At 67.8% G+C, this 23,104-nt stretch carries 22 protein-coding genes; 11 read left to right on the forward strand and 11 right to left on the reverse strand.

All coding sequences use genetic code 11. The annotated features are described in order from the left end of the window. Positions 1-3: 3 nt before the first annotated feature. On the reverse strand, positions 4-906 hold the full coding sequence (locus tag JMF86_RS03335) for an NAD kinase (protein ID WP_011544636.1): 903 nt from the start codon (positions 904-906) through the stop codon (positions 4-6). 131 nt (positions 907-1,037) lie between these two features. Between JMF86_RS03335 and hrcA the strand changes: the two genes are divergently transcribed. The 3 genes from hrcA to JMF86_RS03350 all read left to right on the forward strand — a co-directional run bounded on the left by hrcA (position 1,038) and on the right by JMF86_RS03350 (position 3,773). After that, the gene (gene hrcA / locus JMF86_RS03340) at positions 1,038-2,060 is read left to right on the forward strand and encodes a heat-inducible transcriptional repressor HrcA (RefSeq protein ID WP_011544637.1); all 1,023 of its coding nucleotides are present in this window, start codon (positions 1,038-1,040) and stop codon (positions 2,058-2,060) included. A gap of 156 nt (positions 2,061-2,216) precedes the next feature. Then, positions 2,217-3,281 (forward strand): ferrochelatase, encoded by a 1,065-nt coding sequence (gene hemH / locus JMF86_RS03345; RefSeq protein ID WP_027810726.1) that lies wholly within the window; start codon positions 2,217-2,219, stop codon positions 3,279-3,281. A gap of 84 nt (positions 3,282-3,365) precedes the next feature. Continuing rightward, a complete protein-coding gene (locus JMF86_RS03350) occupies positions 3,366-3,773 on the forward strand; it encodes an RNA-binding S4 domain-containing protein (protein ID WP_201316713.1) in 408 nt (135 codons plus the stop codon). Here the strand turns inward: JMF86_RS03350 and JMF86_RS03355 are convergent. Beyond that, positions 3,745-3,906: a hypothetical protein gene (locus JMF86_RS03355; RefSeq protein ID WP_006476841.1), complete on the reverse strand. Its 162-nt coding sequence runs from the start codon at positions 3,904-3,906 to the stop codon at positions 3,745-3,747. The genes JMF86_RS03350 and JMF86_RS03355 overlap by 29 nt on opposite strands. Positions 3,907-4,258: 352 nt before the next feature. Here JMF86_RS03355 and grpE point away from each other — a divergent pair, with 352 nt between their 5' ends. The 5 genes from grpE (at position 4,259) to JMF86_RS03380 (ending at position 10,688) form a co-directional block, all read left to right on the forward strand. After that, positions 4,259-4,804, forward strand: a complete 546-nt coding sequence (grpE, locus tag JMF86_RS03360; RefSeq protein ID WP_006476840.1) for a nucleotide exchange factor GrpE — start codon at positions 4,259-4,261, stop codon at positions 4,802-4,804. Positions 4,805-4,814: 10 nt separating this feature from the next. Further along, positions 4,815-5,258: a thioredoxin family protein gene (locus JMF86_RS03365; RefSeq protein ID WP_201316714.1), complete on the forward strand. Its 444-nt coding sequence runs from the start codon at positions 4,815-4,817 to the stop codon at positions 5,256-5,258. Between the two features lie 148 nt (positions 5,259-5,406). After that, positions 5,407-7,359, forward strand: coding sequence for a molecular chaperone DnaK (dnaK, locus tag JMF86_RS03370; RefSeq protein WP_006476838.1), 1,953 nt, complete (start codon positions 5,407-5,409; stop codon positions 7,357-7,359). Positions 7,360-7,615: 256 nt separating this feature from the next. Further along, positions 7,616-8,752 carry a molecular chaperone DnaJ gene (dnaJ, locus tag JMF86_RS03375; protein WP_053524347.1) on the forward strand — a complete coding sequence of 379 codons (1,137 nt, stop codon included), beginning with the start codon at positions 7,616-7,618 and terminating at the stop codon, positions 8,750-8,752. Positions 8,753-8,756: 4 nt separating this feature from the next. After that, complete coding sequence (locus JMF86_RS03380) at positions 8,757-10,688, forward strand: chorismate-binding protein (protein ID WP_201316715.1); 1,932 nt, start codon at positions 8,757-8,759, stop codon at positions 10,686-10,688. 133 nt (positions 10,689-10,821) lie between these two features. Here the strand turns inward: JMF86_RS03380 and panB are convergent, their stop codons facing one another. From panB to hda, 6 genes are read right to left on the reverse strand one after another with little or no spacing between them, the layout of a single operon-like run. Continuing rightward, positions 10,822-11,637 (reverse strand): 3-methyl-2-oxobutanoate hydroxymethyltransferase, encoded by an 816-nt coding sequence (gene panB / locus JMF86_RS03385; RefSeq protein WP_006476834.1) that lies wholly within the window; start codon positions 11,635-11,637, stop codon positions 10,822-10,824. Positions 11,638-11,680: 43 nt separating this feature from the next. Then, complete coding sequence (locus JMF86_RS03390) at positions 11,681-12,367, reverse strand: deoxynucleoside kinase (protein WP_174434807.1); 687 nt, start codon at positions 12,365-12,367, stop codon at positions 11,681-11,683. Next, positions 12,364-12,906: a 2-amino-4-hydroxy-6-hydroxymethyldihydropteridine diphosphokinase gene (folK, locus tag JMF86_RS03395; RefSeq protein WP_006476832.1), complete on the reverse strand. Its 543-nt coding sequence runs from the start codon at positions 12,904-12,906 to the stop codon at positions 12,364-12,366. Before folK ends, JMF86_RS03390 begins: the two co-directional genes overlap by 4 nt. Before the next feature lie 35 nt (positions 12,907-12,941). Next, positions 12,942-14,498 carry a polynucleotide adenylyltransferase PcnB gene (gene pcnB / locus JMF86_RS03400; RefSeq protein WP_201316716.1) on the reverse strand — a complete coding sequence of 519 codons (1,557 nt, stop codon included), beginning with the start codon at positions 14,496-14,498 and terminating at the stop codon, positions 12,942-12,944. Positions 14,499-14,503: 5 nt separating this feature from the next. Beyond that, positions 14,504-15,181, reverse strand: coding sequence for an HAD family phosphatase (locus JMF86_RS03405; RefSeq protein ID WP_201316717.1), 678 nt, complete (start codon positions 15,179-15,181; stop codon positions 14,504-14,506). 11 nt (positions 15,182-15,192) lie between these two features. Next, entirely contained in the window at positions 15,193-15,927 is a 735-nt protein-coding gene (gene hda, locus JMF86_RS03410) for a DnaA regulatory inactivator Hda (RefSeq protein ID WP_235348462.1), read from the reverse strand. A gap of 253 nt (positions 15,928-16,180) precedes the next feature. Here hda and purM point away from each other — a divergent pair, with 253 nt between their 5' ends. Continuing rightward, positions 16,181-17,236, forward strand: a complete 1,056-nt coding sequence (gene purM / locus JMF86_RS03415; protein ID WP_053524349.1) for a phosphoribosylformylglycinamidine cyclo-ligase — start codon at positions 16,181-16,183, stop codon at positions 17,234-17,236. Between the two features lie 99 nt (positions 17,237-17,335). Here the strand turns inward: purM and tet are convergent, their stop codons facing one another. Next, positions 17,336-18,529, reverse strand: a complete 1,194-nt coding sequence (gene tet / locus JMF86_RS03420) for a Tet(A)/Tet(B)/Tet(C) family tetracycline efflux MFS transporter (RefSeq protein WP_374039632.1) — start codon at positions 18,527-18,529, stop codon at positions 17,336-17,338. A gap of 62 nt (positions 18,530-18,591) precedes the next feature. Here tet and tetR point away from each other — a divergent pair, with 62 nt between their 5' ends. Beyond that, positions 18,592-19,224, forward strand: coding sequence for a tetracycline resistance transcriptional repressor TetR (gene tetR / locus JMF86_RS03425; RefSeq protein ID WP_124677474.1), 633 nt, complete (start codon positions 18,592-18,594; stop codon positions 19,222-19,224). A gap of 4 nt (positions 19,225-19,228) precedes the next feature. Here the strand turns inward: tetR and miaA are convergent, their stop codons facing one another. Then, on the reverse strand, positions 19,229-20,215 hold the full coding sequence (gene miaA / locus JMF86_RS03430) for a tRNA (adenosine(37)-N6)-dimethylallyltransferase MiaA (protein ID WP_201316720.1): 987 nt from the start codon (positions 20,213-20,215) through the stop codon (positions 19,229-19,231). Continuing rightward, positions 20,212-22,212, reverse strand: coding sequence for a DNA mismatch repair endonuclease MutL (gene mutL / locus JMF86_RS03435; RefSeq protein WP_201316721.1), 2,001 nt, complete (start codon positions 22,210-22,212; stop codon positions 20,212-20,214). Before mutL ends, miaA begins: the two co-directional genes overlap by 4 nt. Positions 22,213-22,394: 182 nt before the next feature. On the opposite strand from mutL, the gene JMF86_RS03440 reads away from it, so the two are divergent. Continuing rightward, on the forward strand, positions 22,395-23,078 hold the full coding sequence (locus JMF86_RS03440; RefSeq protein WP_174389351.1) for a DedA family protein: 684 nt from the start codon (positions 22,395-22,397) through the stop codon (positions 23,076-23,078). Positions 23,079-23,104: the final 26 nt, after the last annotated feature.

Here is a 23,104-nt window from a genome sequence, read left to right on the forward strand (position 1 = left end):
GCGTCAGGACGCCTTGTCGTCTTCGTTCGATGCGTGTTCGTTCCAGTGCAGCTTCTTGCGCAGCGTCGTGTAGTAGCTGTAGCCGATCGGGTGCAGGAACGGCACCGTGTGCTTCGAGCGGCGCACCTCGATCGTATCGTTCAGTTCGAGCGACGTGAACGACTGCATGTCGAAGTTCACGTTGACGTCGCGGCCGCCGACGATCTGGATCGCGATCTTCGAATCGTCGGGCAGCACGATCGGCCGGTTCGACAGCGCGTGCGGCGCGATCGGCACGAGCACGACGCCCGCCAGCTGCGGATGGAGGATCGGGCCGGCCGACGACAGCGCGTACGCGGTCGAGCCGGTGGGCGTCGCGACGATCAGGCCGTCCGAGCGCTGGTTGTACATGTAGCGGCCGTCGACCGACGCGCGCAGCTCGACCATCCCGGAGAAGCCGCTGCGGTTCACGACGACGTCGTTGAACGCGAGCGCGTGGTAGATCGGTTCGCCGTCGCGCACGATCCGCGCCTCGAGCAGCGAACGCTCCTCGCGCTCGAACTTGCCGGCCAGCATCACCGGCACGAGCGCCTGCATGTCGGACGCCGCGATGTCGGTGATGAAGCCGAGCCGCCCGTGGTTGATGCCGATCAGCGGGGTCCGGTACGGCGCGAGCTGGCGGCCGATGCCGAGCATCGTGCCGTCGCCGCCGAGTACGATCGCCACGTCCGCTCGTGCCCCGATTTCGGCCGGGGTGAGCGCCGGATAGCCGGCGATGCCGATTTCGCGCGCGGTATCGCCTTCGAAGACGACCTCGAAGCCGAGCGTGGCGATGCTGTCCGCCAGCGTGGCGAGCGGTTCGGCGATGCCGGGCGTGTTGCTCCGGCCGACGAGCGCGACAGTCTTGAACTGATTACCGGTTTTCATGCCGGCATTACACCATAGCTCGTTGACGAAAAGAACCGGCTGTGCGCCGAGGGGGCCGGATCGGGCCGCCCCGCGCAACGGTGGCCGACGGTACTCGCCGCAGTCGCGCGGTTGCGCTAAAATTTTCCACCATGCTAGATCCTCGCGCACGAACCCTCCTGAAAACCCTGATCGAACGGTATATCGCCGACGGTCAGCCGGTCGGCTCGCGCACGTTGTCCCGTTACTCCGGGCTCGAGCTGAGCCCGGCGACGATCCGCAACGTGATGTCCGACCTGGAGGAGCTCGGCCTCGTGTCGAGCCCGCACACGTCGGCCGGCCGCGTGCCGACGCCGCGCGGGTACCGGCTGTTCGTCGATACGATGCTGACGGTCGAGGCGCCGATCGACGCCGAGGCCGTCGCGCGCCAGGTGCAGAACACGCTGCAGGCCGGCGAGCCGCAGCAGCGGGTGGTCGCGGCCGCCGCGAGCGTGCTGTCGAACCTGTCGCAGTTCGCGGGCGTCGTGCTGACGCCGCGCCGCAGCCACGTGTTCAAGCAGATCGAGTTCATGCGCCTGTCCGACAAGCGCATCCTGCTGATCATCGTCACGCCCGAGGGCGACGTGCAGAACCGCATGCTCGCGACGCCGCGCGACTATTCGCCGTCGCAGCTGACCGAGGCGTCCAACTACATCAATGCGCATTTCGCCGGCCTGTCGTTCGACGAGGTGCGCCGCCGCCTGCGCGACGAGATCGACCAGCTGCGCGGCGACATGACGACGCTGATGCACGCGGCCGTGACGGCCAGCACCGAGGTGCCCGACACCGAGGACACCGTGCTGATTTCCGGCGAGCGCAACCTGCTCGAAGTGGCGGATCTTTCTTCCGACATGGCGCGGCTGCGCAAGCTGTTCGACGTATTCGACCAAAAGACGGGCCTCCTGCAACTGCTCGACGTGTCGAGCCACGCCCAGGGCGTGCAGATCTTCATCGGCGGCGAATCGACGCTCGTGCCGATCGAGGAAATGAGCGTCGTCACCGCGCCGTACGAGGTGAACGGGCAGATCGTCGGCACGCTCGGCGTGATCGGCCCGACCCGGATGGCGTACAACCGCGTGATCCCGATCGTCGACATCACCGCGCGCCTGCTGTCGCTCACGCTGAGCCAGCAATAACCGGTGACCCGTCGGCGGTGGCGGACAATCGCCTGCCCGATCCCGCCCCGCTATCGTGCCGCGCCGCCGTTTGCGGCGACAGTCGGCCGAACGGCACGGGGCGGCCCGCTATAATCGAGGACCGTCCGGTCCCGTGCCTCGAGCACGTTCTTGCCCATGCGTTTCGATCTTGAGCCGCCTTCGAGCGTCGCGGCCGCCCATCGCATCGGTGTGCTGCTGATCAATCTCGGCACACCCGACGCGCCCACGCCGCGCGCGGTACGGCGCTACCTGGCCGAATTCCTGTCGGACCCGCGGGTCGTCGAAATCCCGCAGGCCGTCTGGCAGGTGCTGCTGCGCACGCTGATCCTGCCGCTGCGCGGCCGCGCGTCCGCGAAGAAATACGCGGCCGTCTGGATGCCCGAGGGTTCGCCGCTGCGCGTGTACACCGAGCGCCAGACCGACAGCGTGCGCCATCTGCTCACGTCGAACGGCTATCACGTGATGGTGGACTACGCGATGCGCTACGGCAGCCCGAACATTTCGCATGCGCTCGCGCAGTTCAAGCGTGCCGGCGTCGAGCGCGTGCTGCTGATGCCGATGTATCCGCAATACTCGGCGTCGACCACGGCCACCGCCTTCGATGCCGCGTTCGACGCGCTGGCGCGCATGCGCAATCAGCCGGAAGTGCGCACGGTGCGGCACTACGCCGACCATCCGGCCTATATCCACGCGCTGGCCGAGCAGGTGCGCCAGTACTGGGCGCAGCACGGCCGGCCCGATTTCGCGGCCGGCGACAAGCTGGTGCTGAGTTTCCATGGTGTGCCCAAGCGCACGCTCGATCTCGGCGACCCGTATCACGACCAGTGCCAGCAGACGGGCGCGTTGCTGATGGCCGCGCTGGGGTTATCGACCACCGAATGCCGCGTCACGTTCCAGTCACGCTTCGGCAAGGCCGAATGGCTGCAGCCGTACACCGCGCCGACGCTGCGCGAATTCGGCGAGGCCGGCGTGCGGCGCGCCGACGTGTTCTGTCCCGGCTTCACGGCCGATTGCCTGGAGACGATCGAGGAAATCGGCATGGAGGTGCGCGACGAGTTCCTCGCCGGCGGCGGCAAGACCTTCCACCGCATTCCGTGCCTGAACGGCGCGTCCGCGTGGATCGGTGCGCTCGGCGAGATCGTCGCGGAGAATCTGCAGGGCTGGCCCGTCAAGGCTGCGCAGCCCGAACCGGTCAACTGAGATGAAACGACTGCCGCGTCCACTGCACCCGCTGCCGCCCGAAGGCGCGGCCGGCCTTTGCAGGGCGGCCCGGCGGAGACTGACATGAACTACAAGATTTCCACGGAGCCGGGCGCGAAGCTGCGCATCGACAAATGGCTGTGGGCGGCCCGGTTCTTCAAGACGCGCTCGCTCGCGACCGATGCGGTCGACAAGGGGCACGTGAAGATCGGCGGCGCGGCGGTCAAGCCGTCGAAGGACGTGCGGGTCGGCGACGAGGTGGAGATTGCGATCGACGGCATGGTCTGGCACATTGCCGTGCTGGGCGTGTGCGACGTGCGCGGACCTGCGAGCGTCGCGCAGACGCTCTACGCTGAAACGGGAGCGGGGCGGGCCGCGCGGCTCGCCGAACTGGAGCGGCGCCGCACGTATCGCGAGCCGGCGGCCGAACTGCACGGCCGGCCGACGAAGCGCGACCGGCGCATCATCGACAGATTTTCTGGTGGGAGCTGAACATCTGGTCGAACGTCGCCCGCGCGCTTCCGTATTCGGTCGTGCGGTCGGTGACGGCTCCCGACAGACAGATGGTGGTGGTGCCGGCAATGAGTACCAGCGCGACCACCGATATCGCAAAGGTCAGTTTCACGGTACTCCCCTCGAGAACAAGGGTGAAAACGGCGCCAGGTGGATGTCAGGCGACGGTCAGCTCAGGGTAAACACGCTTTCCGACGCTTGAATGGAGTGTAGTGCAGCCGGCCTGTGCGGAGCTAGTACTTGCCCGGTAAGCGTTGTTACAGGCCGTTTCGCCCGATCCGGCGGACTATGCGACGCCTGCACCGGAAAGTGCGCGGTTATTTCGCGGCATTGGCGAATGCCGGCGAAAGACCCTCTTGAAATTGCAGTTTTCGCCCTTATTTGCACCAGTAATGTGCGGTGCCGTCGGGTATACGTCCGACGGTTGCCGATTTGGCTTCAACCTCTAATCGACTTTCAGCGACATGGAAAACACGCAAGAGAACCCGACTACCCCATCGGCCGAAGACATCGGCAGCGAGAAGCAGGCGGCGCAAGGCGCCGCACCCGCTGCCGAAGCTGCCGACGCGGCGCTCGCGGAGGCTCAAGCCAAGGTCGCCGAGCTCCAGGAAAGCTTCCTGCGGGCGAAGGCCGAGACCGAGAACGTGCGCCGCCGCGCGCAGGACGACGTGTCGAAGGCGCACAAGTTCGCGATCGAGAGCTTCGCGGAACACCTGCTGCCCGTGCTGGACAGCCTGGAAGCGGCCGTCAACGATACCTCCGGCGACATCGCGAAGGTGCGCGAAGGCGTCGAGCTGACGCTGCGCCAGCTGACGAGCGCGCTCGAGAAGGGCCGCGTCGTCGCGATCAACCCGATCGGCGAGAAGTTCGATCCGCACCAGCACCAGGCCATTTCGATGGTGCCGGCCGAGCAGGAACCGAACACCGTCGTCTCGGTGCTGCAAAAGGGCTATACGATCGCCGACCGCGTGCTGCGCCCGGCGCTCGTCACCGTTGCCCAGCCGAAGTAAGGCGGCCGACATGGTGCCCGGCGGCGTCGATCCGGCCGCGTTCGACGCGTTCGACATGCAGGCGCTCGACGCCGGCACGTTCGACGCGGCCATCGACGGCGCGGGCGATGCGCTGGCCGTGGTGTTCTTCTGGGGCGTCGACTGCTTCAACTGCGAGATCGCGAAGAAGGCGATGCTCGCCCAGCCCGACGCGATCCGCGCGCTGGGCCTGAAGTGGTTCCATTGCAACGTGTACGAACACCATGAGCTGGGGCGCCGCTTCGGGCTGCACGGCGTGCCGACGTGGTTCTTCTTCCACCGCGGCAAGCGATTGGGCCGCGCGACCGGCTGGCACGGCCTCGCGCAGTTCCAGGCGGCCGTCGCGGCGGCGCGCGCGAAGATCGCCGCGGCGGCCGCTGTCCCGGCCGGCGAGCGCACTGGCGGCCCGCACGATCCGCTAGCCGGCGGCGATTGAAAAAATTTAATATCCGCATCGCTCGTCGGGTCTTGAAAACGGATCGGGCGGACGCATTTCGGGAACAGAGTTGAATTCTGGCGTGCGAAACCGCCCAAAAACGCGGCGTTTCGTGCAGCAAACAAGCATTTCTGGAGATTAGGAAAAAATGGGAAAGATCATCGGTATTGACCTCGGCACCACGAACTCGTGCGTCGCCATCATGGAAGGCAACCAGGTCAAGGTCATCGAGAACTCGGAAGGCACGCGCACCACGCCGTCGATCATCGCGTACATGGACGACAACGAAGTGCTCGTCGGCGCGCCGGCCAAGCGCCAGTCGGTGACCAACCCGAAGAACACGCTGTTCGCCGTGAAGCGCCTGATCGGCCGCCGTTTCGAAGAGAAGGAAGTCCAGAAGGACATCGGCCTGATGCCGTACTCGATCATCAAGGCCGACAACGGCGATGCATGGGTCGAAGCGCACGGCGAAAAGCTCGCGCCGCCGCAGGTGTCGGCTGAAGTGCTGCGCAAGATGAAGAAGACGGCCGAAGACTACCTCGGCGAGCCGGTCACGGAAGCCGTGATCACGGTGCCGGCGTACTTCAACGACAGCCAGCGCCAGGCGACCAAGGACGCTGGCCGCATCGCGGGCCTCGAAGTCAAGCGGATCATCAACGAGCCGACCGCAGCCGCGCTCGCGTTCGGCCTCGACAAGGTCGAGAAGGGCGACCGCAAGATCGCCGTGTATGACCTCGGCGGCGGCACGTTCGACGTGTCGATCATCGAGATCGCGGACGTCGACGGCGAAATGCAGTTCGAAGTGCTGTCGACCAACGGCGACACGTTCCTCGGCGGCGAAGACTTCGACCAGCGCATCATCGATTACATCATCGGCGAGTTCAAGAAGGAGCAGGGCGTCGACCTGTCGAAGGACGTGCTCGCGCTGCAGCGCCTGAAGGAAGCCGCTGAAAAGGCGAAGATCGAGCTCTCGTCGGGCCAGCAGACCGAAATCAACCTGCCGTACATCACGGCGGACGCGTCGGGCCCGAAGCACTTGAACCTGAAGATCACCCGCGCGAAGCTGGAAGCGCTGGTGGAAGACCTCGTCGAGCGCACGATCGAACCGTGCCGCATCGCGATCAAGGACGCAGGCGTCAAGGTGTCGGACATCGACGACGTGATCCTGGTCGGCGGCCAGACGCGCATGCCGAAGGTCATGGAGAAGGTGAAGGAGTTCTTCGGCAAGGATCCGCGCCGTGACGTGAACCCGGACGAAGCCGTCGCGGTCGGCGCGGCGATCCAGGGCCAGGTGCTGTCGGGCGACCGCAAGGACGTGCTGCTGCTCGACGTGACCCCGCTGTCGCTCGGTATCGAGACGCTCGGCGGCGTGATGACGAAGATGATCAACAAGAACACGACGATCCCGACGAAGCACGCCCAGGTGTACTCGACGGCGGACGACAACCAGGGCGCCGTGACGATCAAGGTGTTCCAGGGCGAACGCGAAATGGCAGCGGGCAACAAGCTGCTCGGCGAGTTCAACCTCGAAGGCATCCCGCCGGCACCGCGCGGCGTGCCGCAGATCGAAGTGACCTTCGACATCGACGCGAACGGCATCCTGCACGTCGGCGCGAAGGACAAGGCGACCGGCAAGGAAAACAAGATCACGATCAAGGCGAACTCGGGCCTGTCCGAGGCTGAAATCGACCAGATGATCAAGGACGCGGAAGCGAACGCAGCGGAAGACCACAAGCTGCGCGAGCTGGCCGATTCGCGCAACCAGGGCGACGCGCTGGTGCACAGCACGAAGAAGGCGCTGACCGAGTACGGCGACAAGCTGGACGCGGGCGAGAAGGAAGCCATCGAAGCGTCGCTGAAGTCGCTTGAAGAAGTGCTGAAGGACACGTCGGCCGACAAGGCGGCGATCGACGCGAAGGTCGAGGAACTCGGCAAGGTTTCGCAGAAGCTCGGCGAGAAGATGTACGCCGACATGCAGGCCCAGCAGGCGGGTGCGGCCGGCGCGGCCGGTGCGGCGGAAGGCGCGGCCCACGCGGGCGGTGCGCAACAGGCTGCCGACGACGTCGTCGACGCCGAGTTCAAGGAAGTGAAGAAGGACTAAGCCGGGTTGCAACGACACCGTACGCCGCGCGCGCGAAAACGCGCGCGGCGCGGCTGACAAGCGGTCTGTCTTTCCTTCCGGATGGCCGGATCGACTCCACGCCTGGCGGGCCTTGCGGCCCTCCGGGCACATTTGTTTTTTGGCGGGTGCTGCGCGAGCCGTCCGCGGACGGTGCAGCGCCAGACGAGTCGAGAGACTTTACTGCGGGCGAAAGGAGCCGCCGCGTGCGCGATGCGTGGCGGCACAGTGAATCGATATGGCGAAACGGGATTACTACGAGGTTCTGGGCGTCGCGAAGAATGCGAGCGACGACGAAATCAAGAAGGCATATCGCAAGCTTGCGATGAAGTATCACCCTGACCGCAATCCGGACAGCAAGGATGCGGAAGAGCATTTCAAGGAGGTGAAGGAAGCCTATGAAATGCTCTCGGATGGTCAGAAGCGGGCCGCGTACGACCAGTACGGCCACGCGGGCGTCGATCCGAACATGGGTGGTGCGGGCGCACAGGGTTTCGGCGGCTTCGCGGATGCATTCGGCGACATCTTCGGCGACATCTTCGGCCAGGCCGCGGGCGGTGCCGCGCGCGGCGGCCGCGGCGGCCCGCAGGTGTACCGCGGCGCCGACCTGCGCTACAGCATGGAAATCACGCTCGAGCAGGCCGCGCACGGCTACGACACGCAGATCCGCGTGCCGAGCTGGGTGTCGTGCGAAGTCTGCCACGGGTCGGGCGCGAAGCCCGGCACGAAGCCGGAAACCTGCCCGACCTGTCATGGCCAGGGCACGGTGCGCATGTCGCAGGGCTTCTTCAGCATCCAGCAGACCTGCCCGAAGTGTCACGGCACGGGCACCTATATCCCCGAGCCGTGCGCGCATTGCCACGGGTCGGGCAAGGTGAAGGAAACCAAGACGCTCGAAGTGAAGATCCCGGCCGGGATCGACGACGGGATGCGCATTCGCTCGGCCGGCAACGGCGAGCCGGGCATCAACGGCGGGCCGCCGGGCGACCTGTACGTCGAGATCCACATCAAGCCGCACTCGGTGTTCGAGCGCGACGGCGACGATCTCCACTGCCAGATGCCGATCCCGTTCACGACCGCCGCACTCGGCGGCGAGATCGAGGTGCCGACGCTGGCCGGCCGTGCGTCGTTCCCGGTGCCGGAAGGCACGCAGTCGGGCAAGACGTTCCGCCTGCGCGGCAAGGGCATCAAGGGGCTGCGCTCGAGCATCGCGGGCGATCTGTACGTGCACGTGCAGGTCGAGACGCCCGTGAAGCTGACCGACCAGCAGCGCGACCTGCTCAAGCAGTTCGAGAAGTCGCTGGCCGAAGGCGGTGCGCGGCACAGCCCGCAGAGCAAAAGCTGGTTCGACCGTGTGAAGAGCTTCTTCGAGTAACGGCATGACTGAAGGCAACGAGAGCGCGTCGTTCGCGCTCTTGGACGATTGCGACTCGACCGCGTCCGCGCGGTCGAGTCGTTTGTATTCGGGCTTCGTGCGCGAACGCGTGTGCACGGACCCGGCGCAGCTCGACGCCATCGATGCGGCGCTCGCGCAGGATCTGCGCGACGGGCTGCATGCGGTCGTCGTCGGCGATTACGCATTCGGACGCAACCTGCAACGGGCGCAGCCGGGCCATGCCCCGCTGCGCTTTTTGCTGTATGCGCGCTGCGAGCGGCTGTCGCGCGACGAAGTCGACGCGTGGCTCGCGCAGCAGGACGGGGGCGGAACGCCGTCGATCGCGGGTGTCGCGCATGTCGCGAAGAGCGTGTCGCGCGATGCGTTCGACGCGGCGATCGGCGCGGTGCACGACGCGCTGCGCGCGGGCGATTCGTATCAGGTCAACTACACGTACCGGCTGAATTTCGACGTGTTCGGCACGCCGCTCGCGCTGTACCGGCGGCTGCGCGCGCGCCAGCCCGTGCGGTACGGCGCGCTGATCGCGCTGCCCGGCGGCGCGTGGGTCGTATCGTGCTCGCCCGAGCTGTTCGTCGAGAAGCAGGGCGACGTGCTGCGCGCGCGGCCGATGAAGGGCACCGCGCCGCGTTCGGCCGACCCGGGTGAAGACGCGGCGGCCGCCGCGTTCCTCGCGAGCGATCCGAAGAATCGCGCAGAGAACGTGATGATCGTCGACCTGCTGCGCAACGACGTGTCGCGGATCGCGCGCACGGGCACCGTCAAGGTGCCGGCGCTGTTCTCCGTCGAGCCGTATGCGTCGGTGTGGCAGATGACGTCGACGGTCGAAGCCGGCTGGCGCGACGGCACGACGTTCGCGCAGATGCTGCGCGCGCTGTTTCCGTGCGGATCGATCACCGGTGCGCCGAAGTACAAGACGATGGAATTGATCGACGCGATCGAGTCGACGCCGCGCGGGCTCTATACGGGTGCGATCGGCTGGCTCGATGCGCCGAAGGACGAGGCAGGGCAGGCAGGCGCAACAGCGTCCGGCGGCGTGGCCGGTTGCGGCGATTTCTGCCTGTCGGTCGCGATCCGGACGCTGACGCTCGATGCGGTCGACGTCGACAGCAACGACACGGACGGCGCGGACGGCACGAGCACCGCCACCGTCGGCCGGCGGCGCGGCACGATGGGCGTCGGCGCGGGCATCGTGCTCGACAGCGTCGCGGCCGACGAATATGCGGAGTGCGAATTGAAAGCGCGATTCCTGACGGACGCCGACCCCGGCTTCCAGTTGTTCGAAACGACGGCCGCCACGCGGGCGGACGGCATCCGCCATCTCGATCGTCATCTCGCGCGGCTGCAGCGCAGCGCCGATGCATTCGGCTTCCGCTTCGATGCTGACTCGCTACACAGCGAGATCGATGCGCGCTGTGCGGCGCTCGACGGCGACGGCGCGTACCGGATGAAGCTCGCGCTGGCGAAGGACGGCACGTTCGACATCACGGCGGCGCCGCTCAAGCCGCTGCCGGCGGGGCCGGTCGGTGTGCTGCTTGCGTCGGCGCACGGCTTCGCGCCGACCCGCGCGAGCGATGCACTGCTGCTGCACAAGACCACGCGCCGGGCCGAATACGACCGCGCGTGGCAGGCGGCGGAGGCGCTCGGCGGGTTCGACATGCTGTTCGTCAACGAGCGCGGCGAGGTGACGGAAGGCGGGCGCTCGAACTTGTTCGTGAAGCTCGACGGCCAGTGGGTGACGCCGCCGCTGGCGTCCGGCGTGCTGCCGGGCGTGATGCGCGGGGTGCTGCTCGACGATCCCGCATTCGGGGCCGTGGAGCGCGTCGTGACGCGCGACGATCTCGCACGCGCGCAGGGGCTGCTGCTGACCAATGCGCTGCGCGGTGCGCTCGACGCGGTGCGCTCGACGCGGTGCTGAAGTGACGAGGTGACGGAGCGGGCGCCGTATGCTTGCTCCGGTGCCACGAACTCGTTCATCCACGCGGCGCACAAACGAAAAAGCGCGGCGCCCCGCAAAGGGCGCCGCGCTTTTTTACATCCGGTCTTCCACGTCAGAACGAGTGTTCGGGGCCGGGGAACGACCGATCCTTCACCGCGCTCACGTAGGCTTCGACGGCCGCCTGGATGTTCGGCTGCCCCTGCATGAAATCCTTCACGAAACGCGGCCGCTTGCCGGGGAATACGCCGAGCATGTCGTGCAGCACGAGCACCTGCCCCGAGCAGTCGACGCCGGCGCCGATGCCGATCGTCGGGATCTTCAGCATGTGCGTGACTTCGGCCGCGACGAGCGTCGGCACGGCTTCGAGCACGACGAGCTGCGCGCCGGCATCCTCGATCGCGCGCGCATCGCGCAGCAGTTGCGCGGCGCCGGCCTCGGTCTTGCCCTGAACCTTGAAGCCGCCGAACGCATGCACCGACTGCGGCGTGAGGCCGAGGTGCGCACAGACGGGCACCGAGCGTTCGACGAGGAAGCGGATCGTGTCGGCGAGCCATTCGCCGCCTTCGAGCTTGACCATCTGCGCGCCCGCGCGCATCAGCTTGACCGCGTTCGCGAACGCGTCGACCGGCGTGCCGTACGTGCCGAACGGCAGATCGGCGACGACGAGCGCGCGCGGCTGCGCCCGTGCGACACAGGCGGTGTGGTACGCGATGTCGTCGATCGACACGGGCAGCGTGGTCGTGTGGCCCTGCAGCACGTTGCCGAGCGAATCGCCGATCAGCAGCACGTCGGTGCCGGCGCGATCGAGCAGCGCGGAAAAGCTCGCGTCGTAGCAGGTGAGCATCGCGATCTTCTCGCCGGCGTCGCGCATTGCCTGCAGCTTGGGTACCGTCACGGCAGGCCGGCTCGATTCCTGGAGATAGGTCATGGGAAATCCGGGTCGATGGGGGTAGAACGACAGGCGGGACGCGTCAGCGCGTCGTCTCGCCCTTGACGAAGAATTCCTTGCGGCCGCGCATCGTCTCGATGCGCTCGACCAGCAGGGCGAGATCTTCCGGGGAATCCAGCGGGTTCAGGTGTTCGGCTGCGACCGTCAGCACCGGCGTGCGGTCGTAGTGGTAGAAGAATTCGTTGTACGCGTCGACCAGCGAGCGCAGGTATGCGTCGCTGATCTGCAGTTCCATCGGCAGCCCGCGCTTCTGGATGCGCGAGAACAGCACTTCGGGGCTGGCCTGCAGATAGACGACGAGATCGGGCGACGGCGCCTGCGGCACGTCGACGTGCGCGGCGACCGAGCGATACAGCTGCCACTCGTCTTCCGGCAGGTTCAGCCGCGCGAAGATGTCGTTCTTCTGCGGCATGAAATCGGCGATGACGGGGCGGCCGGTTTCGAGCGCGCCGATCAGCTCGCGCGCCTGCTGCGCGCGCTGCAGCGCGAACGACAGCTGGACCGGCAGCGCGTAGCGCGCGGTGTCGCGGTAGAAGCGTTCGAGGAACGGATTGTCCTGCGGGCGCTCGAGCAGCGTCTGCATCGACCAGCGCTCGCCGAGCAGGCGCGCGAGCGACGTCTTGCCGACGCCGATCGGCCCTTCGATCACGAGATAGCGGTGCGGGGCGCGCAGGTCGGGCGCGGTGACGGTCAGCGGAGTCGAGTTCATCGGCAGCGGGTCTTGTCGGCGTCTTCGCCGGCAGCGAGCGCCTTCTGCATCAGGCACTGGCAGGTTTGCACCTTTTCGACGCGCTGATCCGCGACGGCGGCGAGAAAGGCGTCGGCACGGCCGCGCGCGGGGATGTCGAGCGCCGGCTCGATCTCGACGAGCGGCACGAGCGCGAATGCGCGGTCGGTGAGGCGCGGGTGCGGGACGATCAGGTCGGGTTCGTCGATCGAATCGGCGCCGAACAGCAGGATGTCGAGGTCGAGCGTGCGCGGCGCATTGCGATACGGGCGCTCGCGGCCGAAGTGATGTTCGATCTTCTGGCAGAGCGCGAGCAGCTCGCGGGCCGACAGCGTCGTGTCGAGCTTGACGACGCAGTTGTAGTAGTCGTCGCCGCCCGCTTCGAAAGGCGCCGTGCGATACAGGCTCGACTTGCCGAGGATCGAGATGGTGCGCTGCTGCGCGAGGCACACCACCGCGTCCTTCAGGGTCTGGCGCGCATCGCCGAGATTCGCCCCCAGTCCGATATATGCAACCGTCATGGCATCACTTCCTACGTCGTTCGCCGGCGCGCGCGTCAGTCGTCGGAACCGCTCGCGGTACCGCCTGCGGTGTCCGGCGCCTGCTCGGCGGCACTCTCACCCTGCTGGCGGTTTCGCGCACCGCCGCGGCGGCGCCGCTTGCGGGGCGATTTTTCCTTCGAGCCGCCCTGCGTGAGCAATGCCTCGCGAGCGGCCGCGTCGCCTTCGATGAAATCCGTCCACCACTGTCCGACTTCCGCATCGAGCTCGCCGGATTCGCAGCGTAACAGGAGGAAATCATACCCCGCTCTAAACCTTTGGTGTTCCAGCAGCCGCATCGCGCTGCGGCCCGAGCGCTTCTCGAGGCGCAACTGCAGGCCCCAGATCTCGCGCATGTCGGCCGAGTAACGCTTGTGGATCGCGAGTTTCTCGGTCTGCATGTCGAGGACGTCGTCCATCGCGCGATGGAGCGCCGGCACCGGGATTTCGCCTGCGGCCGTGTATTGCTCGAAGCGCTGGCGCATGTCGTGCCACAGCAGCGTCGCGAACAGGAAGCCCGGCGACACCGGCTTGCCGGCGCGCACGCGCGCGTCGGTGTTGTTCAGCGCGAGCGTGATGAATTTCTCGCCCTGCGGCTGTTCGAGCACGACGTCCAGCAGCGGCAGCAGCCCGTGATGCAGGCCTTCCTTGCGCAGCCGCTGCAGGCACGCGAGCGCGTGGCCCGACAGCAGCAGCTTCAGCATTTCGTCGAACAGGCGTGCGGCGGGCACGTTGTTGATCAGGTCGGCGAGCGCGTGGATCGGCTCGCGCGTATGCGGCTCGATCTCGAAGCCGAGCTTCGCCGCGAAGCGCACGACGCGCAGCATCCGCACCGGATCCTCGCGAAAGCGCGTGGCCGGATCGCCGATCATCCGCAACAGGCGGGCGCGTACGTCGGCCATCCCGTCGTGGTAGTCGAGCACCGTCTGCGTCGACGGGTCGTAGTACATCGCGTTGATCGTGAAGTCGCGGCGTGCGGCGTCCTCGTGCTGCTCGCCCCACACGTTGTCGCGCAGCACGCGGCCGCTCGCGTCGACCGCATGCGTGCGGCGATCGAGTTCGTCACGCTTCAGGCGCCGCGGCGGCTCGGCCGTGGCCGTGGCCGCCTCGGGCGGCGCGTCGACCAGCGCGCGGAACGTCGACACCTCGATCAGGTCCTGGCCGAACTGCACGTGGACGATCTGGAAGCGGCGGCCGATCAGGCGCGCGCGGCGGAACAGGCGCTGCACCTCGGTCGGCGTCGCGTCGGTCGCGACGTCGAAATCCTTCGGCGCGATGCCGAGCAGCAGGTCGCGCACGGCGCCGCCGACGATGAACGCGCGGAAACCCGCCTGCTGCAGCGTGTCGGTCACGCGCACCGCGTTCTTCGAGATCAGCGCCGGGTTGATGCCGTGCACGCTGGCCGGCACGACGGTCGGCTCATGGTTGCTGCGCGGTCTCTTCGCGCCGCCGCCGCGGGCGCCCTTCGGGGCGCGCGGGGCAGCAGGGGCCGCTTCGTCGGCCGGGGCCGCTGCGGGATGCGTTTGCTCGGTTTCGTCCTGGCCGAGGAGCTTGCGAATGAATTTTTTGATCACGACGTTCAGAAGAGATCGAGGATATGCCAGCCGCGGTTGCTTGCATGCGCGCGCAGCGTGTCGTCAGGGTTGGTCGCGATCGGGTCGGTGACTTTCTCGAGCAGCGGGATGTCGTTGTGCGAGTCGCTGTAGAAATAGCTGTGTTCGAAGTCGTCCCAATGCTTGCCGAGCGACGCGAGCCAGGCTTCGGTGCGCACGATCTTGCCTTCGCGATAGCTCGGCGTGCCGGTCGGCCGGCCCGTGTACGGCGAATCGGGATGCCCGTCGGTCGTTTCGACCTCGCACGCGATCAGCGTGTCGACGCCGAACGCGGTCGCGATCGGGCGCGTGATGAATTCGTTGGTCGCCGTCACGACGCAGCACAGGTCGCCTGCATCGAGGTGCTTGCGTACCAGTTCGAGCGCGGCGGGCGTCATCGCCGGCCGGATCACCTCGTGCATGTACTGCTCGTGCCATTCGGCCAGCTGCGCGCGCGAATACTTCGCGAGCGGCGTGAGCATCGCGCACAGGTACGCATGGATGTCGAGCTGCCCGGCCTTGTAGTCGGCGAAGAACTGGTCGTTCTGACGCGAGAAGCTTTCCGCGTCGACGATGCCGAGCTTCACCATGAAGCGACCCCATTCGTGGTCGCTATCGGTCGGGATCAGCGTGTGATCGAGGTCAAAGAGTGCCAGATTAGTCATGGAAGCGCATTTTACTCGAAGCGGTTCAGGCCCGTGCCCGGTGGTGTGATGTCGTCGCCGGGACGCGCGAGCATCCGGCGCAGCAGCGGCAGCGTGACCGCTCGCTTTTGCTCGAGCGAGAAGCGGTCGAGCGCGTCGAGCAGGGCCATCAGGCTCGGCATGTCGCGGCGGAAATGGGTCAGCAGGTACGCGGCGATGTCGTCGGTGAGCGCGATCCCGCGCTCCTTCGCCGCGAGCTTGAGCACGGCGATCTTGCCGGCGTCGGACGGCGGCGACAGGTGGAACACGAGCCCCCAGCCGAGGCGCGTGCGCAGATCCTCGCGCACGTCGAGCGCGAGCGGCGCCGCCGGGCCCGCCGCGACGAACGCGCTCGACGGGTGCGCGCGCACTTCGTTGAACAGATTGAACAGCGCGACCTGCTGCGTGTCGCTCATCCGGTCGCAGTCGTCGATCGCATAGATGCCGATGCGCGGGTCGAACGTGAACGCGCCGAGCGGGCTCTGCGGCGTCAGGTAGCGCGCATAGCCGTACGACGCGTCGCTCACGAGCGCCTGCAGCAGGTGGGTGCGGCCGCTGCCCGGCTCGCCCCAGATGTAGAACGACCGGTCCGGCACGGGGCCGGCCGCGAGCGCGAGATCGAGCTTCTGCAGGCGCGTGACGAGCTCGTCGTTCTCGTCGCTCATGATGAAGTTGTCGAACGTGGCGGGCGGCGGCGTGCCGAGATCGAGCGTCAGTTGACGGGACACAGCAGTCACAATGCGGATCGGTTGAAAAAACGCGCGCCGTACGCCGGGCACGCGCGGGGGAAGGCGCCTCGGCTGGCTTCACGCGCGACCGTACGCACGGCGGCGCGGCGCGGGTTTCGGCGCGCTTCGCCCGGCGATGAAAACGGGGACGTGTTGACCAAGATGCAATCCCTGACGATTCGGTGCTGGGAATTCCGGCCAACGGGCCGGCTTCGGGTAAAATCGCATTTTACCGACCTTCTCGCATTCCCCCATGAATCCTCCGAAATCCGCTCCCGACGCTCAGGGTCTGTCCTATCGCGACGCAGGTGTCGACATCGACGCAGGCGACGCGCTCATCGACAAGATCAAGCCTTTTGCGAAGAAAACCCTGCGCGACGGCGTGCTCGGCGGCATCGGCGGGTTCGGCGCGCTGTTCGAAGTGCCGAAGAAGTACAAGGAGCCCGTGCTCGTGTCGGGCACCGACGGCGTCGGCACCAAGCTCAAGCTCGCGTTTCATCTGAACAAACACGACACCGTCGGCCAGGATCTGGTCGCGATGAGCGTCAACGACATCCTCGTGCAGGGCGCCGAGCCGCTGTTCTTCCTCGACTATTTTGCGTGCGGCAAGCTCGACGTCGACACGGCCGCCACGGTCGTCAAGGGCATCGCGCAGGGCTGCGAACTGTCGGGCTGTGCGCTGATCGGCGGTGAAACGGCCGAAATGCCGGGCATGTACCCGGACGGCGAATACGATCTGGCCGGTTTCGCGGTCGGCGCGGTCGAGAAGAGCAAGATCATCGACGGCAGCACGATCGCCGAAGGCGACGTGGTGCTGGGCCTCGCGTCGAGCGGCATCCACTCGAACGGCTTCTCGCTCGTGCGCAAGATCATCGAGCGCGCGAACCCGGATCTGTCCGCCGATTTCCATGGCCGCTCGCTGGCCGACGCGCTGATGGCGCCCACGCGCATCTACGTGAAGCCGCTGCTCGCGCTGATGCAGAAGCTGTCGGTGAAGGGCATGGCGCACATCACGGGCGGCGGCCTCGTCGAGAATATTCCGCGCGTGCTGCGCGACGGCCTCACCGCCGAGCTCGACCAGAAGGCATGGCCGCTGCCGCCGCTGTTCAAGTGGCTGCAGGAGCACGGCGGCGTCGCCGACGCGGAAATGCACCGCGTGTTCAATTGCGGGATCGGCATGGCCGTGATCGTGTCGGCGGCCGATGCCGACGCAGCGATCGCCGACCTGACCGCCGCCGGCGAACAGGTGTGGAAGATCGGCACCGTGCGTGCGACCCGCGAAGGCGAGGCGCAGACGGTCGTGGTCTGACGCACGGCAAACAGATGCAGCAGGAAAAACCGCCCGGAGCGATCCGGGCGGTTTTTTTTCGGACGGTCGCGGGCTCAGCGCGACGGCGCACGCCGACGCTTATGCGGACGCTCGCGGCGCGTTCGCCGGGCGCGCGCCGGCCAGCAACGGCGGCACGAGCAGGTACAGCAGCGCGGCCGCGGCCCACACGAGCCCCGGCCAGGTCGCACGCGTCGCCGCGTAGGTCGTGGTGACGACCAGCGGCCCCGCGACGCCGATCAGGCTCGCCACGCTCGCCAGCGTGCCTTGCAGTTCGCCCTGGCGCGCATCGTCGACCTGCCGCGCGAGCATCGCCTGCAATGCCGGCAGCGTCATGCCGCCGGCCGCGAACAGCGGCAGCAGCGCGAACGGCACCCATCCGGCGGTCGCGAACGCGATGATCGCCAGCCCGAGCGCATCGCCCGCGAGGCCCAGTGCGAGCGCGCGCCGCTCGCCGAGCCGCGCGATCAGCGGCCCGATCGCGAACGCCTGCGCGAGCGCGTGGCATGCGCCGTAACCGGCGAGCGACAACCCCGCGACCGGCGTCGACCAGCCGAAATGTTCCTGGCCGTAGAGAATCCACAGCGTCGCTGGCGCCTGCGACACGAGCGCCACGATCACGTAGATGCCGACCAGCGGCGCGAGCGCGGGCGCGCCGCTCAGCCGGCGCAGGCTCGCGAACGGGTTGAGCGCGCCGACCGCCTGGCCTTCGCGGGCAGAACGCGGCCGCGATTCCGGCAGCACGCGCCATACGAGCAGGAGATTCAGCGCGTTGAGCAACGCGGCCGCGACGAACGGCGCACGCAGATGCAGCACGCCGAGCAGCCCGCCGATCAACGGGCCGGCGATGAAGCCGATGCCCATCATCGCGCCGAGCTGGCCGAAGCGCCGTGCGCGGTCGGGCTCGGCCGTCACGTCGGTCACGTACGCGGTCGCGACCGCGACGTTCGCGCCGGTGATGCCCGCGATCAGCCGGCCGACGTAAAGCCACGCGAGTGTCGGCGCGAGCGCCATCAGCAGATAGTCGAGCGCGGCGCCGGCCAGCGACGCGAGCAGCACCGGGCGGCGGCCGAAACGGTCGCTCAGCGCGCCGAGCAGCGGCGCGCACAGGAACTGCGCGAACGCGTACAGCGCGAGCAGGATGCCGTAGTGGGTGTCGGTGCTGCCCGCGGCGGCGAGCGAGCGCAGCAGCCCGGGCAGGATCGGCATCACGATCCCGACGCCGATCGCGTCGAGCAGGACCGTGGCCAGGATGGCAATCAGGGACGGGTTCAAGAGCATCACTCTATCGATGATAGAGTGCGCAGTATTCCACAGTTTCCCTATCGGTGATAGAGATGAAGGACACAGGCGCGCGACTGACGCGCGACACGGTATTGCGCGCGGCGCTCGAATTGCTGGATGAGGTGGGGATCGACGGGCTGTCCACGCGGCGGCTCGCCGAGCGGCTCGGCGTGCAGTCGCCGACGCTGTACTGGCATTTCAGGAACAAGGCCGAGCTGCTCGACGCGATGGCCGAGGCGATCATGCTGGAGCGCCACGGTGAGTCGCTGCCGCGGCCAGGCGACGTATGGGATGCATGGCTCGCCGAGAACGCGCGCAGTTTTCGCCGCGCGCTGCTCGCCTATCGCGACGGCGCGCGCCTGCACGCCGGCACGCGACCGCGCGCGCTGCATTTCAGTTCGATCGAACGCAAGGTCGCGCTGCTCGGTGAAGCGGGTTTCAAGCCGGACGAGGCGGTCGACGTGATGGTCGCGATCGGGCGCTTCGTGGTCGGATGGGTGCTGGAAGAGCAGGCGCGGCCGGACGGCGACACCGATGCGCTGCTGCCGGATGCAGCCGAATACCCGTTGTTCGCGCAAGGCTGGGCCGCGCTGCGCGAGCGCAGCGGCGACGAAGCGTTCGAGCGCGGTATCGCATGGATCGTCGACGGCGCGCGCGCGCGCCTTGCGGCGCGTCGGGCGGGCTGAGCGGCTAGTCCGGCGTGCGGCCGTCGAGCACGCGTTCGAGCGCGTCGAGCGCGCGGGCCGTCGAATCCGGCGCGATGCAGTCGACCACGATCCGCTCCGGCATCGCGCGCAGCCATGTGATCTGGCGCTTGCACAGCTGGCGGGTCGCGAAGATGCCCTTGTCGCGCATCGTCCGGTAGTCGGTATCGCCGTCGAGGAATTCCCACGCCTGCCGGTAGCCGACGCAACGCATCGACGGCAGGTCGGGATGGAGATCGTCGCGGCGCCGCAGCCGTTCGACTTCGTCGATGAAGCCCGCGTCGAGCATCGCGTCGAAGCGCTGCGCGATCCGCGCGTGCAGCACCGCGCGGTCCGATGGCTCGAGCGCGACCGGCACGAAGCGGTACGCGGCGGCCGCATCGTCCGTGCGGCGCGGCGCGGCGAGCAGCGCCGACATCGGCTGCCCGCTCAGCATGAAGATTTCGAGCGCACGCTGGATTCGCTGCGAATCGTTCGGCGCGAGCCGCGCGGCCGTGTCGGGATCGACCTGCGCGAGCCGCGCGTGCAGCGCGGGCCAGCCGTCGCGCGCGGCGTCGGCGTCGAGTGCCGCGCGGACTTCCGGGTCGGCGCCCGGCAAGTCGTTGAGCCCTTGCGTCAGCGCCTTGTAGTACAGCATCGTGCCGCCGGCGAGCAGCGGCGTGCGGCCCCGCGCGAGGATCTCGCCGATCAGCCGGAGCGTGTCGGCGCGGAATTCCGCGGCCGAATACGCGTCGGCCGGGTCGATGATGTCGATCAGGTGATGCGGCACGCTCGCGCGCTCGTCGCGCGACGGTTTCGCGGTGCCGATATCCATGTCGCGGTAGACGAGCGCCGAATCGACGCTGACGATCTCGATCGGACGGCGCGCGGCGAGCGCCAGCGCCGCCGCGGTTTTGCCGGAAGCGGTGGGGCCGAGCAGGCAGGCGATCGTCGTCGGGCGGGACTGCGGACGGGACTGCGAAGAAGCGCTCATTGCCCGCGCATGAAGAGACGGTCGAGATCGTTCAGCGTGAGCTGATACCAGGTCGGCCGGCCGTGATTGCACTGGTCCGCGCGCTCGGTCGCCTCCATCTGGCGCAGCAGCGCGTTCATCTCGTCGAGCGTCAGGCGCCGGTTCGCGCGCACCGCGTGATGGCACGCGAGCGTGCCGAGCAGTTCGTGCTGGCGCTCGGTGAGCACGCGCGAGCCGCCGAACGCATGCAGGTCGGCGAGCACCGCGCGCGCGAGCGACTGCAGGTCGGCGTCCTTCAGCAGCGCCGGCACCGCGCGGATCGCGAGCGTCGTCGGCGACAGCACCGCGAGGTCGAAGCCGAGCGATTCGAGCGTGTCGCGCTCTTCCTCGACCGTGCCGATCTCGACCGGCGTGGCCGTCATCGAGATCGGCAGCAACAGCGACTGCACGGCGACCGTGCGGTCGGCGAGCGCGTTCTTGAACTGCTCGTACAGGATTCGTTCGTGGGCCGCGTGCATGTCGACGATCACGAGCCCGTACGCATTCTGCGCGAGCACGTAGATGCCGTGGATCTGGCCGAGCGCGAAGCCGAGCGGCTGCTCGTCGTGCGCGCCGGCGGCGAGCGGCGCCGAGGCGAAGCCCGGCAGCGGCGCGGCCGGCGCGTCGGTCGAATCGGCCACATCGCGGGCGATGAGCGTCGTGCCGTCCGGCGTGCCCGCGCCGCTGTCCTTGCGGCCGAACAGCGCGTCGTAGAGCGCGAGCGGCTGCGCGACGGGCAGCGTGCCCTGCGTCATTCGCGCCTGGCGCATCCAGGTGTTGCCCGCCGACGATGAAGACGATGGCGACGAGAAGCCGCTACCGCCAATGCCGCCGGCGCCGCCCGGACTCTGACCGAGCGGTGTGTCGAGGAACGATGCCGGCCCGCGCGGGGCCGGTTCGAGATGCGCGGCATGGCCGCCCGCGGTGGTTTCCGGCGACGCGCCCGCGTGGCGCGCGAGCGCGCGCTGGACCGCGTGGAACACGTACTGGTGGATCGAGCGCGAATCGCGGAACCGTACTTCGATCTTCGACGGGTGCACATTCACGTCGACGGCTTCGGGCGGCAGATCGAGGAACAGCACGTATGACGGGTAGCGGTCGCCGTGCAGCACGTCCTCGTAGGCCGCGCGCACCGCGTGCGTCAGCAGCTTGTCGCGCACGAAGCGGCCGTTCACGAAGAAATACTGCTGGTCGGCGCGCCCGCGGCTCGCGGTCGGCAGGCCGGCGCAGCCGTAGACGGCGAGCGGGCCGGCCTGCTCGTCGAGCGGCAGGTGCGCGGTCGCGAAGCTCTCGCCGAGGATCTTCGCGACGCGCTGCGCGGGCTCGGTCGCGTTCCAGTGCTCGACGGCCTTGCCGTTGTGCAGCACCGAGATCGCGACGTCCGGCCGCGCGAGCGCCGCGCGACGGATCATTTCCAGGCAGTGGCCGAATTCGGTCTGCTCGCTCTTCAGGAACTTGCGCCGCGCGGGCGTGTTGAAGTACAGCTCGCGCACCTCGATCGTCGTGCCGATCGAGCCGGCAGCGGGCGACAGCACGCCCGTCTGCGCATCGATCTTCATCGCATGCGCGGCGTCGGCCGTCCGGCTCGTGATCGACATTTCGGCCACCGACGCGATCGACGCGAGCGCTTCGCCCCGAAAACCCAGCGTCGCGACTGCCTCGAGCTCCTCGAGCGAGCGGATCTTGCTGGTCGCGTGGCGCATCAGCGCGAGCGCCAGTTGGTCCGGCGGAATCCCGCAGCCGTCGTCGGTGATCGAGATGCGCTTGACGCCGCCTTCTTCGAGCACGATGCGCAGCGTCGTCGCGCCGGCGTCCATCGCGTTCTCGAGCAGCTCCTTGACGACCGACGCCGGGCGTTCGACGACCTCGCCGGCGGCGATCTGGCTGATCAGCTGGTCGGGCAGGGGCTGGATCGCGCGCAGCGGGCGCGCGGCGGGGGCGGGCGCGGCGCCCGCGGCCGTTTCGGTGATATCGGACATGGCCGAATTATAGCGAGGCGGCGAACGCGTGCCGGCGGGGCCGGCCGTTACGTTTTTTCACGGAGCCTTAAGGTAGTTTCGGTATCATCACCCCGTTGCACGCGCCGCCTTGACAGGCGGGCGCCTCGGCCATGTCTGGCCTGTTCGGCCGTTCCGGCCCCATCGCCTTCGAGGAATCGCATTTGGATACGCTGCTTCATTTCGTCAACCTTGTCCTGCATATCGACGCTTTCCTCGGCGATTTCATCCGGCAGTACGGCGCGTGGGTCTATCTTGTCCTGTTCCTGATCGTGTTCTGCGAGACGGGGCTCGTCGTGTTCCCGTTCCTGCCCGGCGATTCGCTGCTGTTCATCGGTGGCGCGTTCGCGGCCACGGGCGAAATGAACGTCGGCCTGCTGATCGTGCTGCTGCTCGTCGCGGCGATTTCCGGCAACACCGTGAACTACCTGATCGGCCGCTGGGTTGGCCCGAAGGTGTTCAATACGCATATCCCGGTGCTCGAGCGGTTCCTCGATCGCGCCGCGCTGCAGAAGACCCACTCGTTCTACGACAAGCACGGCGGCAAGACGATCGTACTCGCGCGCTTCATCCCGGTCGTGCGCACGTTCGCGCCGTTCGTCGCGGGGGCTTCGTCGATGAGCGTCGCGCGCTTCCAGTTGTTCAACGTGATCGGCGCGCTGGTGTGGGTGCTGCTGCTCGTGCTGCTCGGCTATTTCTTCGGCAACATTCCGTTCATCCGCCAGTACCTGAACGTGATCGTGCTGGTCGGGATCGGCGCGGCGATTGTGCCGGTCGCGCTGGGTGCGGTGTGGAAGCTCGTGCGCGGGAAGCAGTCGGACAATGTGCCGAAGGCGGGCGGGCGCTGAGCGGGGGGCTTCGTTTTCGATGCAAT

The sequence above is a fragment of the Burkholderia sp. E168m15 genome (assembly GCF_016586105.1).
Classification (GTDB): Bacteria; Pseudomonadota; Gammaproteobacteria; order Burkholderiales; family Burkholderiaceae; genus Burkholderia; species Burkholderia orbicola.